Here is a 16,409-nt window from a genome sequence, read left to right as displayed (position 1 = left end):
CCGCGGTGGCATTGCGGTAGAATTTTATTGTATTTTTCGTATCTGTAAACACAAATTTTACAGCATAGTCGGCTTAGGGCTTCGTCGTATACGCTAGATTAAATTCTATTTTGCAAAAATAGTGAATTGGCAGTGTAGCCGTAAATTTCGTGCTTACCAGCTAAAATTTTGTCGTTCGCTGTAAATATGGAGTTAAATGCCAAAAAAACGCAAAATCTTTGCCGAAATGGCGCGCAGGCTAGACGAAAGTGCTAGGCAAGTAAGCGGCGCAAGAACTCGCAAAGCTTAAAATTTTACTCGCTGGCGCAAATTTAAATATACTTTAACGAATAGAAGTGTAAAATACGCCTCAAATTTCAACGATCAAGGGTTTTTATGCTAAAAGACATCTTCCTTTTCGGCGGTTTAATTTCTTACGACCACACTTTTATCTACCTTTTTTACTTCTTTTTGGTCGTCGCTATCATCGTAGCCGTCGCGCTTTGTTCCACTCGCTCGCTTCAGCTTGTACCACATGGCATGCAAAATATCGCCGAAGCCTACCTAAGCGGCGTGCTAACGATCGGTAAGGACGCGATGGGTAGCGAGGAGCAAGCCAAAAAATATCTTCCACTAATCGCAACATTGGGATTTGTGATATTTTTTAGTAACGTTATCGGCTTGGTGCCGGGCTTTGAGTCGCCGAGCGCGAGTTTAAATTTAACCCTTTCGCTTACGCTTTGCGTTTGGTTGTACTACCATTTTGAGGGCGTTCGCGAGCACGGCGTGATCAACTATCTAAAGCACTTTATGGGGCCGGTAAAAATCCTAGCTCCGTTTATGTTTGTTATAGAGATCGTCTCGCATTTTTCGCGCGTCGTATCGCTTTCGTTCCGACTTTTCGGAAATATCAAAGGCGACGATACCTTCCTGCTCGTTATGCTTACTCTCGCTCCTGCGCTAATACCGATGGTACCGTTCGCGCTGCTTACTTTTATGGCGATTTTACAGACTTTTATTTTCATGGTTTTAAGCTACGTCTATCTAGCGGGCGCCGTGATCGTCGATGAGCATTAATTTTAAGCGAAATTTCTTATACTTCCTCGTGGGTGCGTCGTTCGGATTGATCTTCGTCGGCGCATTCGTCTTTTTTGCCTATCCGTCATTTTATTTTTTGGGGTTAAAATTCCTCTTCATCTGCACCGCTCCGGGCGTGATTTGCGTTATCATCACCTGCTTGATGGTCGATGTTTTCGATCTGAAAGAAAAGCTCCTTCGCGGCGGCGAGTAGAAATCTATCCGATTAAATTTTAAAATTTAGCCATGCCGTGCGCCGCTACAAGCGAGTATTAAAGCAAAAAATTGTAAAATTACGCGAAATTTTTATTCTAAAAGGTTAAGTTTATGTTTGAAACCGTGATCGGCCTGGAGGTACACTGCCAGCTAAATACCAAAACCAAAATTTTCTGCTCCTGCCCCACGAGCTTCGGCGACGAGGCGAATTCGCACGTCTGCCCGACCTGCCTAGCGCTTCCGGGCGCTCTTCCCGTGCTAAACGAGGAAGCGGTTAAAAAAGCTATCAGCTTCGGCACCGCCGTCAATGCGACGATCAATCGCAAGTCGGTATTCGACCGCAAAAACTACTTCTATCCCGACCTCCCCAAGGCGTATCAAATTTCGCAGTGGACGATCCCGATCGTTGAGCACGGCGAGCTTTTCATAGCCGCGGACGGACAGAGCAAGCGCATCGGCATTACGCGCGCGCACCTAGAGGAGGATGCGGGCAAAAATAACCACGAAAGCTCGCGCAGCCTGGTCGATCTGAACCGCGCCGGCACGCCGCTTTTGGAGATCGTAAGCGAGCCCGATATGCGCTCTGCGGACGAGGCGGTCGCCTATCTAAAAAAACTCCATAGCATTTTGCGCTTTTTAAATATCAGCGACGCAAACATGCAGGAAGGCTCATTTCGCTGCGACGTAAATGTCAGCATCCGTCCGCAAGGCGAGCAAAAGCTCTACACGCGCGTGGAGATTAAAAATTTAAACTCCTTTAAATTTATCCAAAAGGCGATCGAGTTTGAGATCGAGCGTCAGATCGAAGCGTGGCAGGACGGCAAATATGAGCAAGAGGTCGTGCAAGAAACGCGCCTTTTTGATACCGCTAAGCTCATCACCAAGCCGATGCGCAGCAAGGAAGACAGCGCCGAGTACCGCTACTTCCCGGACCCCGACCTGCTAACCGTGATCGTGGATGACGAGATGCTAGCCGCTGCGCAGCAGATTCCCGAGCTACCCGATCAAAAAAAGGCACGCTACGTCCGCGAGCTGGGCGTTAAAGAGAAGGACGCCGAGATCATAATCTCGACCTACGAAAACGCGCGATTTTTCGAGGATCTCATCGCTGCGGGGCACGAGCCAAAACTCTGCGTGAGCTGGCTTACCGTCGAGCTTGCGGGCAGGCTCAAAAACGGCGTTACGATCGAGGACTCGCCCGTAGGTAGCGCGAAGATGAGCGAGCTTTTAAGCGCGATCGAAGGCGGCGCAGTGTCTCAAAAGGCCGCCAAAGAGGTGCTTGATTATCTAATGGAGCACGACGAGGCCGTAAGCTCGGTCATCAATAAGCTTGGCTTGAGACAGGTAAGCGACGACGGCGCGATTTTGGAGATCATAGCGCGCGTGATGAGCGAAAACGAGGACAAGGTTGCGGACTACCGCGGCGGCAAGGACAAGCTATTCGGCTTCTTCGTGGGTCAAGTGATGAAAGAGGGCAAGGGCGCGTTTAACCCCGCGAAGGTGAACGAGCTTCTGAAACAGAAGCTGGGCTGATTTCACAGCTTGCGCGGCGACAAACGGCGAATTAAAGGCGGCGCGATGCATGCGATAGATGAAGCCTCTGGGATAAAATTTTAAATCCGCTAGCAGCGTTTTGCTTCGAGCTAAAGTTTTCACGCGCCAATGACGAAGGCTTTTGCGTGTTATAATTTCATTCGGCGCGATCTCGGAGGCTACCCGCTCTGTTTCGCGCACGTTTTGTTCTTTTGAGCTAGTTTTTTTCTCGTGCGAGTCGTTTGTGTCGAGCGTCGGTCTGCGACGGAGTGGTTTAAGAAGCGCGTCCGTTAGGAATTTTACTCACGGCTACCGTCAAAGCGTGGCGAAGCTTGCAGGGAATGCGTAAGATTGCTCTGCTTGAGAGAGCGAGAACGGAAGCTCGGGGTGCGGCGGGTATGGTCGAATACACAGGGTCGAATTTGAGCGGCGAGTCGATGTGTAGGCTAAATTTAATCAATCGCCGCGTCGGATACGCGTGCCTCAAACCTTGCGCCAAACGATAACGTGGTGAGCGAGACCGCAAGATCATCTAGGCTCAAAGCACGCCTTGAGAGATTTAAGCGGATTTAAAAGTGCGATTTGCGCTTAAGCGTCTGAGTAAAATTTTTAAAAATTTGATTTACCTCGGCGATGCGTGAGTGAAATTTTAAAGCGTATAATGGAGTTTCAAAATCCTCATTCGTTCGCTGCCGCGCCTTTTGTGAAAGTGTTTTTTTACGGAAGAACAAAACCTTAAAAGTATGAAATTTTAGCGAGGTAAATTTTAAAAAAAGCGAAGTTTTGGCTGAGTAAATTTCAAAAGCGCAAAATTTTAACGAAGCGAAATTTTGACGAGATGAAATTTCAAAAAGCGAATTTTAAAGCGTGGCTTCGGCTAGCGTTTGCACAGGCTCATGTCGGCGCTTTTGGGCTAAATTTTCAAAGAGCAGGAATTTCAAGAGAATGAAATTTGAAAAACCGCAAATTTGCGAATAAATTTTTAAAAAGGAACATAATGAAAATCGCGGTTATAGGCGCTGGCAAATGGGGTAGCGCGCTTTTTGACGCGCTTAGCGCGAAAAACGAATGCGTCATCACTTCGCGCACGCCAAGGCAAATTCCGCATTTTGTAAGCGTGAGCGAAGCACTAGAGTGCGAAGCGCTCGTTTTCGCGCTCGCGGCACAACAAACCGCGCAGTGGCTGGATCAAAATTTCACCTACAAAAATCAAAAAATTCTAGTCGCTTCCAAGGGCATCGACGCGGCTAGCGGCAGGTTTTTAAACGAAATTTTTGAATCTCACGTCGCACGCGGCAATCTTGCTTATCTATCGGGTCCGTCGTTTGCCACCGAAGTCATGCAGAAGCTGCCTTGTGCGCTCGTCGTAAGCTCGTGTAACGAAAATCTAGCCGAACTTTTTGCAAGCGCCTTCCCTGCCTACATCAAGACCTATACGAGTGGCGATATCATCGGCGCAGAGGTGTGCGGCGCGTATAAAAATGTCATCGCCATCGCTAGCGGCGTTTGCGATGGGCTCGAGCTCGGCAATAACGCTAGAGCGAGCTTGATCGCTCGCGGCATCGTAGAGATCGCGCGCTTCGGCAAGTTTTTCGGCGCGCGCGACGAGACCTTTTTGGGCTTAAGTGGCGTGGGCGATTTGTTTTTAACCGCCTCGAGCGTGCTATCGCGAAACTACCGCGTGGGATTAGGGCTTGCGCGTGGCAAAGGGCTCGAAGAAATTCTGCGCGAGTTGGGCGAGGTCGCCGAGGGCGTGGCTACAACCGAAGCGGTCGTAAATATCGCGACAAAGCACAAGATCTACGCTCCGATTGCTACCGAGGTCGCGCAAATTCTGCGTGGCAAGGACGTAAGGGCGAGCCTAAAGGACCTGCTGCGCAAAAAATAAGCCGTACGATGGAATTTACTCGCTAAATTTTAGTGGCGGATTCGGCTTACATAGGTTTTGATTTATCCGCTATGCTTGCGGAATTTAGTTGCCGGTTTGCGGATTTTGGTCGTTGTTTGTTTGGATCTGTTTACGCGGCTTTGATTTAAAATTTTGCTTTAAGCTTGAGCGCAAAATTTCAAAGCGAGGTCGTAAAATTTTAAAACATTTAAGATGGATCGTAGGTAGTTTAGAAGCGCTACTGCTTCGTTCTGCTTGTAGCCGCCGATGGTCGGCAGTGGAGAGTGGAGCATATTGCTTGTCTGTGACCGGGTAGGTCAAAATTTTTGATGTGTCAGATTTAAAAATTAAGGCGTAGTATTTTTTCTTTAGACGAAGTGGAAATGAGCCGAATAAAGGAGGAGCGCAATCGTGGGCTTTGGATGGAATTCGCGGTAAAATGAGGTGGAAAGGCATAAATTTTGAAAATATTCAAGACAGATGATGTGTAGTTTCGATAAATTTTTAGTGCTTGCAAAGGAGCGGACTTGTTCGTCTGCGACTGCGGCGAGTTAAATTTACAGAATGTCGGTGTATTATAAATTTTAATACAGGAGCCAAGGCGAAGGATCGCGAGATGGATTTAAGGGTTGCGACGTAAAAATTTAGCGAAGATAAGGCATATAACCTATCAAGCTAAATTTTTACTAGCTCCGTTAAAGACGCTCGCGAGGCAAGCCGCAAAGATAAAAGAGGAGAAGATGGAAAAATACGAAGGCTACAATCTCAGGCTACGCGACGCTCTCGTCGGCGTGCAGTTTCTATTCGTCGCGTTCGGCGCGCTCGTGCTGGTGCCGATATTAACGGGGCTTGATACGTCCGTGGCGCTGTTTACGGCGGGTATCGGCACGCTGCTGTTTCAGCTAATCACGCGCAAAAACGTCCCGCCGATCTTTCTCGCGTCTAGCTTTGCGTTCATCGCGCCGCTTAGCTTTGGCGTGAAGGAGTGGGGTATCGCCGCGACTATGAGCGGAGTGATCGCGGCGGGACTTTTTTACGTGGTTCTGAGCCTGCTTATTAGGCTCAAAGGCGAGGGCTTTTTGCATAAAATTTTACCGCCCGTAGTCGTCGGTCCCGTCATCATGACGATCGGCCTCATCCTCTCGCCAGCGGCCGTAAATATGGTCATGGGCAAGGGCAAAGAGGCGCTTTATACGCAGGCTCAGTCGCTTACCATCGCGCTCATCTCGCTCTCGGCGGTTATCGTCATTATGATGTTTGGTCGCGGTATGCTGCGCCTAGTGCCGATACTTTGCGGCATCGCGGCGGGATACTGCGCGTCGCTGTTTGTCGGGATAGTGGATTTTACGCCGATTCTAAATGCGCCGTGGTTTGCGCTGCCAAGCTTTACCGCGCCGGTTTTTAAGCTCGAAGCCGTGATCTACATGGTGCCTATCGCTATCGCGCCCGCGATCGAGCATATCGGCGATATGCTTGCCATCAGCAACGTCACGAAGGAAAATTTCCTAAAAAATCCGGGGCTCAAAAGCACGCTTCTAGGCGACGGACTCGCGACGTCGCTAGCTGGCTGCTTCGGCGGCCCGCCAAACACCACCTACTCCGAGGTCACGGGCGCGGTCAGTATCACCAAGGCCTACAATCCCGCCATCATGACCTTTGCCGCGCTTGCGGCGATCTTGCTAGCCTTCGTGGGCAAGCTCGGCGCCGCGCTCTCCACGATCCCCGCTCCCGTCATCGGCGGCATTATGCTGCTACTTTTCGGTATCATCGCTAGCGTAGGCATGGAGACGCTTATCAAAAACGGCGTGGATCTAGCCGAGCCGCGCAATATGATCATCGTCGCGCTCATCTTCGTCTGCGCGATAGGCGGCATGGTGCTGGACTTTGGCGCTATGAGCTTTAGCGGCGTGGGACTTGGCGCGCTCATCGGTATCACGCTAAATTTGGTGCTGCCAAAGACCAAGCATTTTGACGGGTACTAATTTAAATTTGCGCGGAGCTTGAGTTGTTTCGCGCGGTTGCGGGTAAATTTGAGCTAAAATTTCGCCGTCAAATTTACCCGCAGCTTTCCGCACTCTAAATTTTAAAATTTCCCCCGCAAACGCTTTTAAATTTCTAACGTTTTAAACTAGCAAGATATATAATTGCCTTATGAAAAAGGCGAATAATTTAAGCAAATTTGATAAAAAGGCACTAAGGCTCCTTTTTGCGGTACTTTTCGTGCCGCTCTTCGTCTCGCTCGTTTTTATCTATGAGCTATCGGTGTATGATAGCTCGCGCGAACTGCCCGCAGGCGCACAAAAGATCGGTAGCAGTGATTATTACAACATCGGCGGCAAAATTTATCTACGCTCTTGGAACCTCGCTCCTTACGAGCTGGAGGGCGGCGCGGACGCGGCGAGCTTTCGCGCGCTTGATACCGGCAGATACTCCTATACAAACGTCGGTATGGACGCTAGTAGCGTGTTTTGCGGCGCTCGCAAGATGTCGGGGTTGGATCCCGCGCGCACGCAAAAGATCGGCTCTCGCTACTACAGCGACGGACGCGTGAGCTACTTCTGCTCGGACGTCACGCAGCGCACGGGCGGCGCGATAAGCTACATTTACAAGGTATTTTTCCATGCGTTCGGGCTCTCCAAATGGCCGCAGGAATATAACTATCCATACGCTAGACTTGATACTAGCGCGCCTATCTCGCCGCTGACCGAGAGTCCTTACGTCGCCACGGACGGCGAGCGGGTCTTTTACGAGGGTAAAATTTTAGCGGGTGCGGATGCAAAAAACCTAAAACAGATAAGGCTAAAAATCATACACGAAGACGGTCCCGATTCGCCCGCGCACTTTCGCCAGGTCGATAATTGGCTAAGCGACGGACGCAGCGTTTATAAGGGCGGCGAGAGGCTAAATTTCACGCCTAGCGAGCAGATGTATCTTGTGGAGCCAAACGCCGGCATAGAGTTTCTTTATGATCCCGCCGCGGGCGCGGTGTTTATGGACGGCGAGAGATTTGAGGCCGCAAACGAGCCCTATACGCCGCTAAATTTTCAGAGCGGGCATCAGGAATACATACTGTTTGCGAGCAAAAACGGTATATTTTATCTAAGTAAGGATAAAATTTTAAATCGCCCGCGCGGCAGCGGCATTGAGGGCTGGCTCAAGGACACGTTTTGGTACGTTTATTATAAATTTGGCGCAGACGCCAGCCGGCTAAGCGCGCTAAAAAGGGCGGGCGACAATCCGTTTAAAGGCGCCGTGCGGCAGATCTCGGAGAAGCTTTTTAAAGACGATGCGGGATTTTACTATCTAAATTTCTACTCGCATAGCGTCTACGTCACGGGTCGCAGCGGCAGGCATCTGGATAAGCGGACAAATTTCATAGAGCTGCGAAAGATCACGCTTGAGGTACATGACGAGGAGGTGATGGCGCAGATAGCAGACGAGGCGGCGCGAAACCCTGAAATATCGCAGCAGGTCTTTACCGCGCAGGACGTGGAGTATGAAAACGACGCGGCCTTTTATATGTATTGCCTCGCGGCGGTTTTATTGCTCGGAGCTTGGATTTATAGCTACCTTAGAAAGCGCAGCTTGCGACGCGGTTAAATTTAGCGGCGCTACGGAAGGTAAATTTAGAGCAAGACAAAAATACCGACGTCGTGTTATCCAGCACACCCTTGGCTACAGAAGGTAAATTTTAAGAGCGGGACGGCGCGGCAGAGCAGTAAATTTAAGATAATATTGTGGTTGCCGGCGCGGCAATGCGGCAAATTTATGGGTGCTGCGATTGCGAGTACAGCAATTGTAAGTAAAGAGAGACGGCTCTACCATATTTTTGAAGCGTTCCATTATGGGCAAGGCATCATGGCGGTGGGATGTGATAAACGGGCCATAAAAGCTACAGGTATTGCATTGTATGTCGGCGCGCAATAATGAGGCGGCGGGAGATAACAGGACTCGGTATAAAGTGGCAAATAAGATGTACAAAGCAAGCTTTGTGGCTTTTGCTTTTTGAGACCTATTTAATTTCGCCGTGTGAGGGTTATTGAGGCATGGTGAGCTCCATTAAATTAAAGGCGAGACGGGAAAGACGTCGTTTTTGCTTACGACGATGGGCGCGTGCTGAAGTACCGCTTTGGCGGCGCACTTTGTTTTAAATTTCATAGCGTCTGTTGGCTTAGGCTCGCGCCGTATATAATTTTAGTGGCAAAACGAGCGTAAAATTCCATGCTGTATTTGCACGGAAGCACGCAAACTAAGGTATTGTGTTAGACCTAGCGAGCATCAATGTCGTACCGCTTCGGCAAGATTTCATTTTCAGTATTTTTTGTATCTCATTTGTGCTTATATGCTCGAGTGTTGCTTCGGCAAAATTTTATTTGCTAAACGCGCACTGCCTACTTATCGCCACATTTGTTCGCACTGGGCAATTATTGCTTCGTCTATATCTCCTAAGGCGCGCAGCATTTGAATAGTAAAATCAATAAATGCGTTTCCGTTTGCGGTGATCATTTTACCGTCTACTACGGCTTCGCGACTTGTTTGTATAAAGGCATGCTTATTTTTGTATTTTGGCAAATTAACGATGTCTGCTAGACTATTTGCGGTGTGATGGCAGTCATTTAGCGCTCCTGCCGCCGCTAAGAAATACGCCCCGTCGCAAATACCGCCTACCACCTTGCCTTGTTGTTTAAATTCCTCTATTAAATTAGCAATTTTTGAGGCGTTTTCGCTAGGCAGTTCGCGCCATGAATTTCTAGCGCCGATTAACACGATTGCCGCGGCATCTGGCGAAATTTCATCTATTGTTAAATCAGGTTTTGCGCGTAAAGCTCCGAACGATACTTTCTCGTTTTTATCGGTTGAGGCATAAAGGATGCTATAGTCCGTGAAATATCGTAGTGCGGGAGCCAGTAGCGAAGCCTCCCAGTCGGCAAAGCCGTCTAAAATAACGATTACTAAAGTTTTCATAAAGTCTCCTTGAATAACCTACACTACTCAGTTCGGTTCGCATATCAAACTAAGCAAAATCGTAGAATTTATAAAATTTTTTAGAATTCCGCTTTGGATTTAGAACGGAATTCTATGATTTTTCAGGTACGCGCGATAACATCGCTTTAAAAAGCCCCGCCACCTCGGCGTGTCGCTAGATCGCTATATCTGCGTTTTGTTCTAGCTCTCGATATAGGTTTTTAGTTTGCGGCCGATTTTTGGGTGTTTTAGCTTTTTGATCGCCGAACTTTCGATCTGGCGGACGCGCTCGCGAGTGATATTGAGCTCTTTGCCGATCTCTTCGAGCGTGCGGTCACTCTCGTCGTCAAGCAGTCCAAATCGCATGCGGATCACTGTGCGCTCGCGGTCATTGAGCTGTTCTAAGATATCGTCGATCTGCTCTTTGAGATCGGATTTTAAAATTTGCTCGATCGGCGAAACCGAGCTTTTATCCTCGACGAAATCGCCGAATTTGCCGTCATCCTCGTTTCCGATCGGCGCTTCTAGACTGATCGGCTCCTTTGTGATTTTGATGACCTGCTTTACCTTATCGACGCTAAGGCCTACCTCTTGCGCGATGACGTTGATATCGGGCTCCTTGCCGCCTTCTTGCATATATTTGCGCGTGATTTTATTAATTCGATTTATCGTCTCGATCATATGGATCGGGATACGGATCGTGCGGGCTTGGTCGGCGATGGCGCGGCTGATCGCCTGGCGGATCCACCACGTCGCATAGGTCGAAAATTTATAGCCGCGCTTGTATTCAAATTTATCCACCGCCTTCATAAGCCCGATATTGCCCTCCTGGATGAGGTCTAAAAACGGCAGTCCGCGGTTGGTGTAGCGCTTGGCGATGGAGACGACCAGGCGCAGGTTGGACTTCGCCATACGCGCCTTTGCATTGTCGCTAATGCGCTTGCCGCGCTTGATCTGCTCTAAAATTTCTTTCAGCCGCTCAGGCTCGAGGTTGAAGCTTTTTTTGCTCGCCTCTTTTGTCAAAAAGAGCTTTTTAATATCGACGTAGGTCGATACCATCGTAGCTTCCGGCACGCGCGCGATGATGTCGTCTTTGCTAAGCTTCGTGATATCTTTTAGGATTTTTTTGTGATTTTCGCGCAGTTCGGCGCTAAACATCGGCAGCTTGTATTCCAGGCGCTTGAGCTCTTTTTCGAAGCCTTCGTCGCTTTTTAGCGCGGTCTCCATCGATTTTACGATCTCGGTGATGAGCTTGCTGGTTGGCCCCAGATCCATGAGCTTTTCTTTTAAAATTTTCTTTTTAAACGCCAAGTTTAGCTTTGATAAAATTCCCTTGCTCTGCTTAATCGCCTCGGCGTTTTTCTCGGCAAATTTCATCCAGTCCTTTTTGGCTTTTTCGAGAGCCTTGAAGCTTTCGATGACCTTTAGAGCGCGCTTATCATTCTTTCTAGATCGCCTTTGCTTCGCCTCGTCCGCGCTCTCCTCATCCTCATCGTCGTCGTAATCATCCTCCGGCAGCTCCTCTTCGTCCTCCTCTTCACCCTCTTCGTCGCTGTCGTCAAAGCTCTTGAAAAGCTCCTTGACGCGGCGTTCGCGGTTGATAAGCGGCTCTTTATAGTCTAAAATGAAGTCTATTAAGTACGGCACCGAGCAAAACGCGTCGATGATGATGTCCTCGCCGAGCTCGATTTTTTTACTGATTTCGATCTCCTCTTCTTTGGTTAACAGCGGGATCTGTCCCATTTCGCGCAGATACATCCGCACCGGGCTGTCCGAACGGCTCCACTCCAAAAGCTCAACGTCGCTAGATAGGTCAAACTCCTCGTCCCAGCCCTCGTCCAGCAGTTTTTTTTGCGTGGCTTCTTTGAGTTTTGCATCCTCTAAATTTTTGATTTTGGAGATTTCTGCGGCGGAGATCAGCTCGACGTCAAATTTTTTCGTAAGCGCTTCGACCTTCTTAACGGCCGTCGCGGTGGGGGCTTTGTCGAAAAATTTTATCAGTCTTTCGTAGGTGATGTAGCTTTTTTGATTGTCGTCGAAAAATTGCTCGATGGGCGTTAAGGCGTCTTTTGGGCTCGCCATAAAATCTCCTTGTGTCGTTGTGTATTTGGTTTTGGAAAATCGGATTATACCGAAACGCTCTTTATTTTTGCTTATATACGGCGCAAACTATCTAAATTTAATGATTTTTCAAATTCTAGAAATTAGGCCAAATTTTAAAATTTAGGTTATATTTTTAGCTAAATTTAAGATTGCTTTCTAAAATTCCGCGTTCCCAAGACAAAAATTAGCACGCCGAAATTCCGCCTCCCTTACGTTGCCGCTTTAAAATTTAGCGCCTCCGCACTCCCTATCTCTGCGCTCTTGCGTTTAAATTTAGCCCTAAATTTCAAGCGAGGAATTTCGCCCTCATATCGGAGCGATTGAGCGGATTTTAATAAATTTGTCGGTAAAATCGCGCATCTATTTTAAAATTTAAGGCGGAAATATGGCAAAAGTATGGAAATTCGGCGATGATATCGACACCGACATTATTATCGCGGCGCGCTACTTAAACACTTCCGATGCGGCGGTGCTTGCGACGCACATCATGGAGGATGCGGACAAGGATTTTTCGTCCAAAATCGCTCGCGGCGATATCATCGTAGCGGGGAAAAATTTTGGCTGCGGCAGCTCGCGCGAGCACGCTCCGATGGCGCTTAAAGCTGCTGGAATTTCATGCGTGATCGCAAAAAACTTCGCTAGGATTTTTTATCGAAACAGCTTCAACACCGGCTTTTTGATCCTCGAATGCGACGAGACGGATAAGATCGCGCAGGGCGACGAGCTTAGCATCGATCTAAAGGGCGGCGTAATTAAAAATTTAACTCAAAAGACGCAGTATAAATTCGGCGCGATCCCCGAGTTTATGCAAAAGCTTCTCGATGCGGGCGGAGCGATAAATTACGCAAAAACAAAGATAAACTTGTAAGGAATTTGGATGAAAAAATACGACGTATGCGTGATAAAAGGCGACGGAATCGGCCCCGAGATCATCGAAGAAGCGATCAAAGTGCTCGATGCCGTAAGCCATAAATTTAATTTTGAGCTGAATTTTGACTATCGCTTGATGGGCGGCGCGGCGATTGACATTATGGGCGTTCCGCTTCCGGATGAGACGCTAAATGCCGCTAAATCAAGCGACGCGGTACTTTTCGGCGCGATCGGCGGCGCGAAATGGGACGGCTTGCCGCGCGAACTGCGACCTGAAAGCGGACTGCTTAAAATCCGCAAAGAGCTTGGAGCGTTTGCAAACCTGCGCCCTGCGATGATTTTTGATGAGCTGATAAACGCTTCGACGCTGAAACCGGAGATCATCAAAGGCGTCGATATAATGGTGGTGCGCGAGCTTACAGGCGGGATTTATTTCGGGCAGCCGCGCGTTAAAAACGAAAAGGATGCGCTAAATACGATGTGCTACAACGCCGCCGAGATCGAGCGCGTCGCAAAAGTTGCCTTTGAGGCCGCGCTTTTGCGAAACAAAAAGATAACGCTCGTGGATAAGGCCAACGTGCTTGAAACAAGCCAACTGTGGCGCGAGGTCGTAAGCGAGCTAGCCAAAAATTACGAGGGGATAAATTTAGAGTTTATGTACGTAGATAATGCCGCGATGCAGCTCGTGCGGGCGCCCGCGCAGTTTGACGTGATTTTAACGGAGAATTTGTTCGGCGATATTTTAAGCGATGAGGCGAGCATGATCTGCGGCTCGATCGGATTGCTTCCGAGTGCGAGTATCGGCGGCAAGGTAGGCATCTATGAGCCGATCCACGGCAGCGCGCCCGACATCGCGGGGCAGGGTATCGCAAATCCGATCGCTACGATCTTAAGCGCTGCGATGATGCTGAAATACGCATTCGGCGAAAATGAGGCCGCAGCCGCGATTGAAAGCGCCGTGCGCACCGTGCTTCGCGACGGATACCGCACCAAGGACATTGCGCAGTACGACGCCAAAGAAATTTGCTCGACCGCAGAGATCGGCTCGATCATCGCAGATTACGCGGCTAAGGCTTAGGAGCCAGCTTTGAATGGCGCACTAGCATACGCTATGGAGCTTGAGAAAAAAGGCGATATCTACGGCGCGATGCGGATTTGCCGCGGTATTTTACGCGATAATCCGCAAGATGGCGATGCGGCAGTGCTTTTTGCGCGGCTAAATTTAAATCATCGGGTAAGCTCGGGCGTCAATATGGCGATGCTGGAGCGCTTTTTTAGCGTCGATACACGTAAACAAGCAGAATTTAAGAGGTGGCTAATTGATGTATGAAAATGAACTGGAAGATATCATCGAAGCAGTAGATGAGATGAAAGCGCAAAGGCGCGCGCAAGATTTGGTGGCGCAGCAAGAGAGGGCTGTGAATGCAAACAGCGCTGAAGCAGAAGCGCAGGCTTCGCAGTATGCTTTAAGCCCCACTTCTTTTGCGCCAGATCCCATTGCGCCTGATGCCTTAAATTCCGCATCTGCACCAGATATCGCTTCACCAAACGCGCAAAATTTCACTTCCTTAGATACCAAAAATTTCACTTCGCGCTTTGTTTCATCGGACGCTTTAAATTCCGCCCTAGATCGTTCAAATTCCATACAGAGTAAGAGCTCTGCGCCTAGCAGCGTGGAATTTGCAGCGGACGCTACTTTAAAAAAATCTGCCGTAAAAGATGAAAATTTTACTTTTTCCAGCGAGGAGAATTTTAAAAATTTTGATCTTGCAGGCGGTCAAAATTCCGTGGCCTCTGTTTCTTTAAATGGAGAAAATTTTATAAATTCCACTTCCACAAGCGGCAAAAATTCCACAAATTCAACCTTTGCAAACGATGAAATTTTAAAAAGCTCCGCCGCGAAATTTGACGAAAGATTTCGTGATTTATCGGGCATCGCAGGCGAAATTTACGATAGTTTAGGCAGCGATATGAATGGGTTTGTTTCGCCGCAAAGCCAGGACGCAAACATAGCGCAAAGCTCTGCCGAAAGTAAAGATTTTGAATTAGCGCTAAATTCTACGGATGACGACTCTCAAAGCGAGCAAGATTTGACGCCTCGTATTTTGGGCGCGCATTTTAAGGAGCTAAGCAATGACGATTTTGGGCCTGGCTCTGATTTCAAAGAAAGCGAAGCTGATGATTATTTCAGTACAGCGCATTCTAAAAAGCAGGATTTTTCGTCGCTTCAAGCTCAAAATTCCGCCGCGCTAGAGATCCGCAATGCTGCCGCGCGCCAGCAAAATTTCGTTTCGCAGCCGCAGAATTTTACTACGCCTGAGGCGCGAGACGATGAGCTCGCCACGCCGCAGCTTCGCAATTCTGCTGCACAGGATATGCAAGCTGGAAGCCTTGCCTCTTATGGTGCTCAAAATTCCGCCCTGCGCCAGCCTGAAGCAGCGCGACATCTCGGGGCTGCGAGACAAGCGGGCGATAAATCAAAATATCTCGCAAATGCAGATTTTAAAATTTCAAGCGAGGCGGAGTTTTTGAGCGCGATAAAAGAGCGAATTTTAGTGCTTTTTGAGGGGCTGAACGCTTTTGAGAAGGGCGATTTGAACGCGCGCGTGGAGCTAAATTTAAAATTTATGGAATTTTTGCTTGCAAGTATCGAAAACCGACTTGAAAATCTATCAAAATGACGATTTTATCGCACTTTTAGATTATCTTAAAAAATTTAGCTCACGCATATATCTGGTAGGCGGCTGCGTGCGCGATCATTTTTTGGGGCGGGCTAGCGCTGATGTGGATGTGGAGCTTTACGATGTGGGTCCGCACCGCTTCGAGCAAATTATGCAGGACTTCGGCGCGCAGGGCGTTGGCAAAAGCTACTTCGTTTATAAATATAAAAGCTTTGACATCTCGCTGCCGCGCACCGAGAGCAAGACGGGCATCGGACACAAGGGCTTCAGTGTCGCTTTGGCTACGGACGAACGTGAGGCTAGCAGGCGACGCGATTTTACAATCAATGCGATGATGATAAACGCTATAAGCGGTAAAGTTCTCGATTTTTACGGCGGGCTTGCGGATCTGCACGCGCGTATTTTGCGAGTGGTTGATCCACGCACTTTCGTGGAGGATAGCTTGCGCGTGTATCGCGCGGTACAGTTTGCCGCAAGATTTGAGCTTCGCACCGAGCATCACACCTTAGAGCTCATGCGTAGTATCGACGTTAGCGATCTTAGTTGCGAGCGCGTTAAAGCAGAGCTGATTAAATTTTTCCGTGCACCTGCGCACCGATACGGGATGATGCTAATGCAAGAGCTGGGGCTTTATGAGCGGGTTTTTGGATTGCGGATTGATACGCGTACGCACGAGCGACTGATAAAATTCATAGAGCACGGCGAATCTTTCGTGAGAAATGAAATGTTTTTTTTATATGCGTTTTTGAATTTTTTAGGATTAGATAAAGATAAAATTTTAAAGAATTTAGGGCTAAATTCTCTTTATAAAAGGCTACTTAGCGAGCCGTTTTTTAAGCGGGTAAGCGACGAGCGGCTATGCAAAATCGCTCTAAAAATGCCGCTTAAGCAGTGGCTCGGGCTATATTGTAAAGGTAGGGTGCAAGCGGCAAAGCGGCTTGGGATTTGGGATAAGAAATTTAAAAGCTTGGTTTGCGCCGCGGATGTCGCTCGCAACCTGCGCGGCGCTGCGATCGGCAAGGAGATTGAGAGGCTACAAGAAGCGGAGATTAGGGCGTTTGTAACGGCTTTAAAAGCGTAAATTTAGAGAGATTTTT

General features: G+C 48.5%; 13 protein-coding genes. 11 read left to right on the top strand and 2 right to left on the bottom strand.

Annotated features, from left to right (window positions below; all coding sequences use genetic code 11):
* Window positions 1–375 precede the first annotated feature (375 nt).
* From KH703_RS05105 to KH703_RS05080, 6 genes are all read left to right on the top strand, one after another.
* Window positions 376–1,056, top strand: a complete 681-nt coding sequence (locus KH703_RS05105) for a F0F1 ATP synthase subunit A (RefSeq protein WP_291937725.1) — start codon at window positions 376–378, stop codon at window positions 1,054–1,056.
* Complete coding sequence (locus tag KH703_RS05100; protein ID WP_304294680.1) at window positions 1,046–1,270, top strand: hypothetical protein; 225 nt, start codon at window positions 1,046–1,048, stop codon at window positions 1,268–1,270. The genes KH703_RS05105 and KH703_RS05100 overlap by 11 nt, the downstream gene beginning before the upstream one ends.
* 113 nt (window positions 1,271–1,383) lie before the next feature.
* Window positions 1,384–2,805: an Asp-tRNA(Asn)/Glu-tRNA(Gln) amidotransferase subunit GatB gene (gene gatB, locus KH703_RS05095; RefSeq protein ID WP_304294679.1), complete on the top strand. Its 1,422-nt coding sequence runs from the start codon at window positions 1,384–1,386 to the stop codon at window positions 2,803–2,805.
* Between the two features lie 994 nt (window positions 2,806–3,799).
* Window positions 3,800–4,693: an NAD(P)H-dependent glycerol-3-phosphate dehydrogenase gene (locus tag KH703_RS05090; protein ID WP_304294730.1), complete on the top strand. Its 894-nt coding sequence runs from the start codon at window positions 3,800–3,802 to the stop codon at window positions 4,691–4,693.
* Window positions 4,694–5,433: 740 nt separating this feature from the next.
* A complete protein-coding gene (locus KH703_RS05085) occupies window positions 5,434–6,675 on the top strand; it encodes a uracil-xanthine permease family protein (RefSeq protein ID WP_304294677.1) in 1,242 nt (413 codons plus the stop codon).
* A 169-nt stretch (window positions 6,676–6,844) separates the two neighbouring features.
* Entirely contained in the window at window positions 6,845–8,293 is a 1,449-nt protein-coding gene (locus KH703_RS05080) for a DKNYY domain-containing protein (protein ID WP_304294675.1), read from the top strand.
* A 795-nt stretch (window positions 8,294–9,088) separates the two neighbouring features.
* Here KH703_RS05080 and KH703_RS05075 read toward each other — a convergent pair.
* Together KH703_RS05075 and rpoD are read right to left on the bottom strand one after the other, a co-directional pair.
* Complete coding sequence (locus KH703_RS05075) at window positions 9,089–9,658, bottom strand: DJ-1/PfpI family protein (protein WP_297962780.1); 570 nt, start codon at window positions 9,656–9,658, stop codon at window positions 9,089–9,091.
* Window positions 9,659–9,859: 201 nt separating this feature from the next.
* Complete coding sequence (gene rpoD / locus KH703_RS05070) at window positions 9,860–11,740, bottom strand: RNA polymerase sigma factor RpoD (protein WP_304294671.1); 1,881 nt, start codon at window positions 11,738–11,740, stop codon at window positions 9,860–9,862.
* A 406-nt stretch (window positions 11,741–12,146) separates the two neighbouring features.
* Here rpoD and KH703_RS05065 point away from each other — a divergent pair, with 406 nt between their 5' ends.
* The 5 genes from KH703_RS05065 to KH703_RS05045 are packed head-to-tail and all read left to right on the top strand — an operon-like array spanning window position 12,147 to window position 16,393.
* Entirely contained in the window at window positions 12,147–12,629 is a 483-nt protein-coding gene (locus tag KH703_RS05065) for a 3-isopropylmalate dehydratase small subunit (protein ID WP_297880232.1), read from the top strand.
* Window positions 12,630–12,638: 9 nt separating this feature from the next.
* Entirely contained in the window at window positions 12,639–13,709 is a 1,071-nt protein-coding gene (gene leuB / locus KH703_RS05060) for a 3-isopropylmalate dehydrogenase (protein WP_304294668.1), read from the top strand.
* 9 nt (window positions 13,710–13,718) lie between these two features.
* Window positions 13,719–13,961 carry a hypothetical protein gene (locus KH703_RS05055; protein ID WP_304294667.1) on the top strand — a complete coding sequence of 81 codons (243 nt, stop codon included), beginning with the start codon at window positions 13,719–13,721 and terminating at the stop codon, window positions 13,959–13,961.
* Complete coding sequence (locus KH703_RS05050) at window positions 13,954–15,312, top strand: hypothetical protein (protein ID WP_304294665.1); 1,359 nt, start codon at window positions 13,954–13,956, stop codon at window positions 15,310–15,312. The genes KH703_RS05055 and KH703_RS05050 overlap by 8 nt, the downstream gene beginning before the upstream one ends.
* A complete protein-coding gene (locus tag KH703_RS05045) occupies window positions 15,272–16,393 on the top strand; it encodes a CCA tRNA nucleotidyltransferase (protein ID WP_304294663.1) in 1,122 nt (373 codons plus the stop codon). Before KH703_RS05050 ends, KH703_RS05045 begins: the two co-directional genes overlap by 41 nt.
* Window positions 16,394–16,409 lie beyond the last annotated feature (16 nt).

Source organism: Campylobacter gracilis, from assembly GCF_018374135.1.
Classification (GTDB): Bacteria; Campylobacterota; Campylobacteria; order Campylobacterales; family Campylobacteraceae; genus Campylobacter_B; species Campylobacter_B gracilis_A.
The sequence above is the reverse complement of the archived record's forward strand: the minus strand, read 5'-3'. Positions and strand labels throughout refer to the sequence as shown.

Coding starts and splice junctions, on each gene's coding strand:
- KH703_RS05100 (WP_304294680.1), top strand. CDS start 1,046: ATGAGCATTAATTTTAAGCGAAATTTCTTATACTTCCTCGTGGGTGCG.
- rpoD (WP_304294671.1), bottom strand. CDS start 11,740: ATGGCGAGCCCAAAAGACGCCTTAACGCCCATCGAGCAATTTTTCGAC.
- leuB (WP_304294668.1), top strand. CDS start 12,639: ATGAAAAAATACGACGTATGCGTGATAAAAGGCGACGGAATCGGCCCC.
- KH703_RS05105 (WP_291937725.1), top strand. CDS start 376: ATGCTAAAAGACATCTTCCTTTTCGGCGGTTTAATTTCTTACGACCAC.
- KH703_RS05085 (WP_304294677.1), top strand. CDS start 5,434: ATGGAAAAATACGAAGGCTACAATCTCAGGCTACGCGACGCTCTCGTC.
- gatB (WP_304294679.1), top strand. CDS start 1,384: ATGTTTGAAACCGTGATCGGCCTGGAGGTACACTGCCAGCTAAATACC.
- KH703_RS05080 (WP_304294675.1), top strand. CDS start 6,845: ATGAAAAAGGCGAATAATTTAAGCAAATTTGATAAAAAGGCACTAAGG.
- KH703_RS05075 (WP_297962780.1), bottom strand. CDS start 9,658: ATGAAAACTTTAGTAATCGTTATTTTAGACGGCTTTGCCGACTGGGAG.
- KH703_RS05065 (WP_297880232.1), top strand. CDS start 12,147: ATGGCAAAAGTATGGAAATTCGGCGATGATATCGACACCGACATTATT.
- KH703_RS05050 (WP_304294665.1), top strand. CDS start 13,954: ATGTATGAAAATGAACTGGAAGATATCATCGAAGCAGTAGATGAGATG.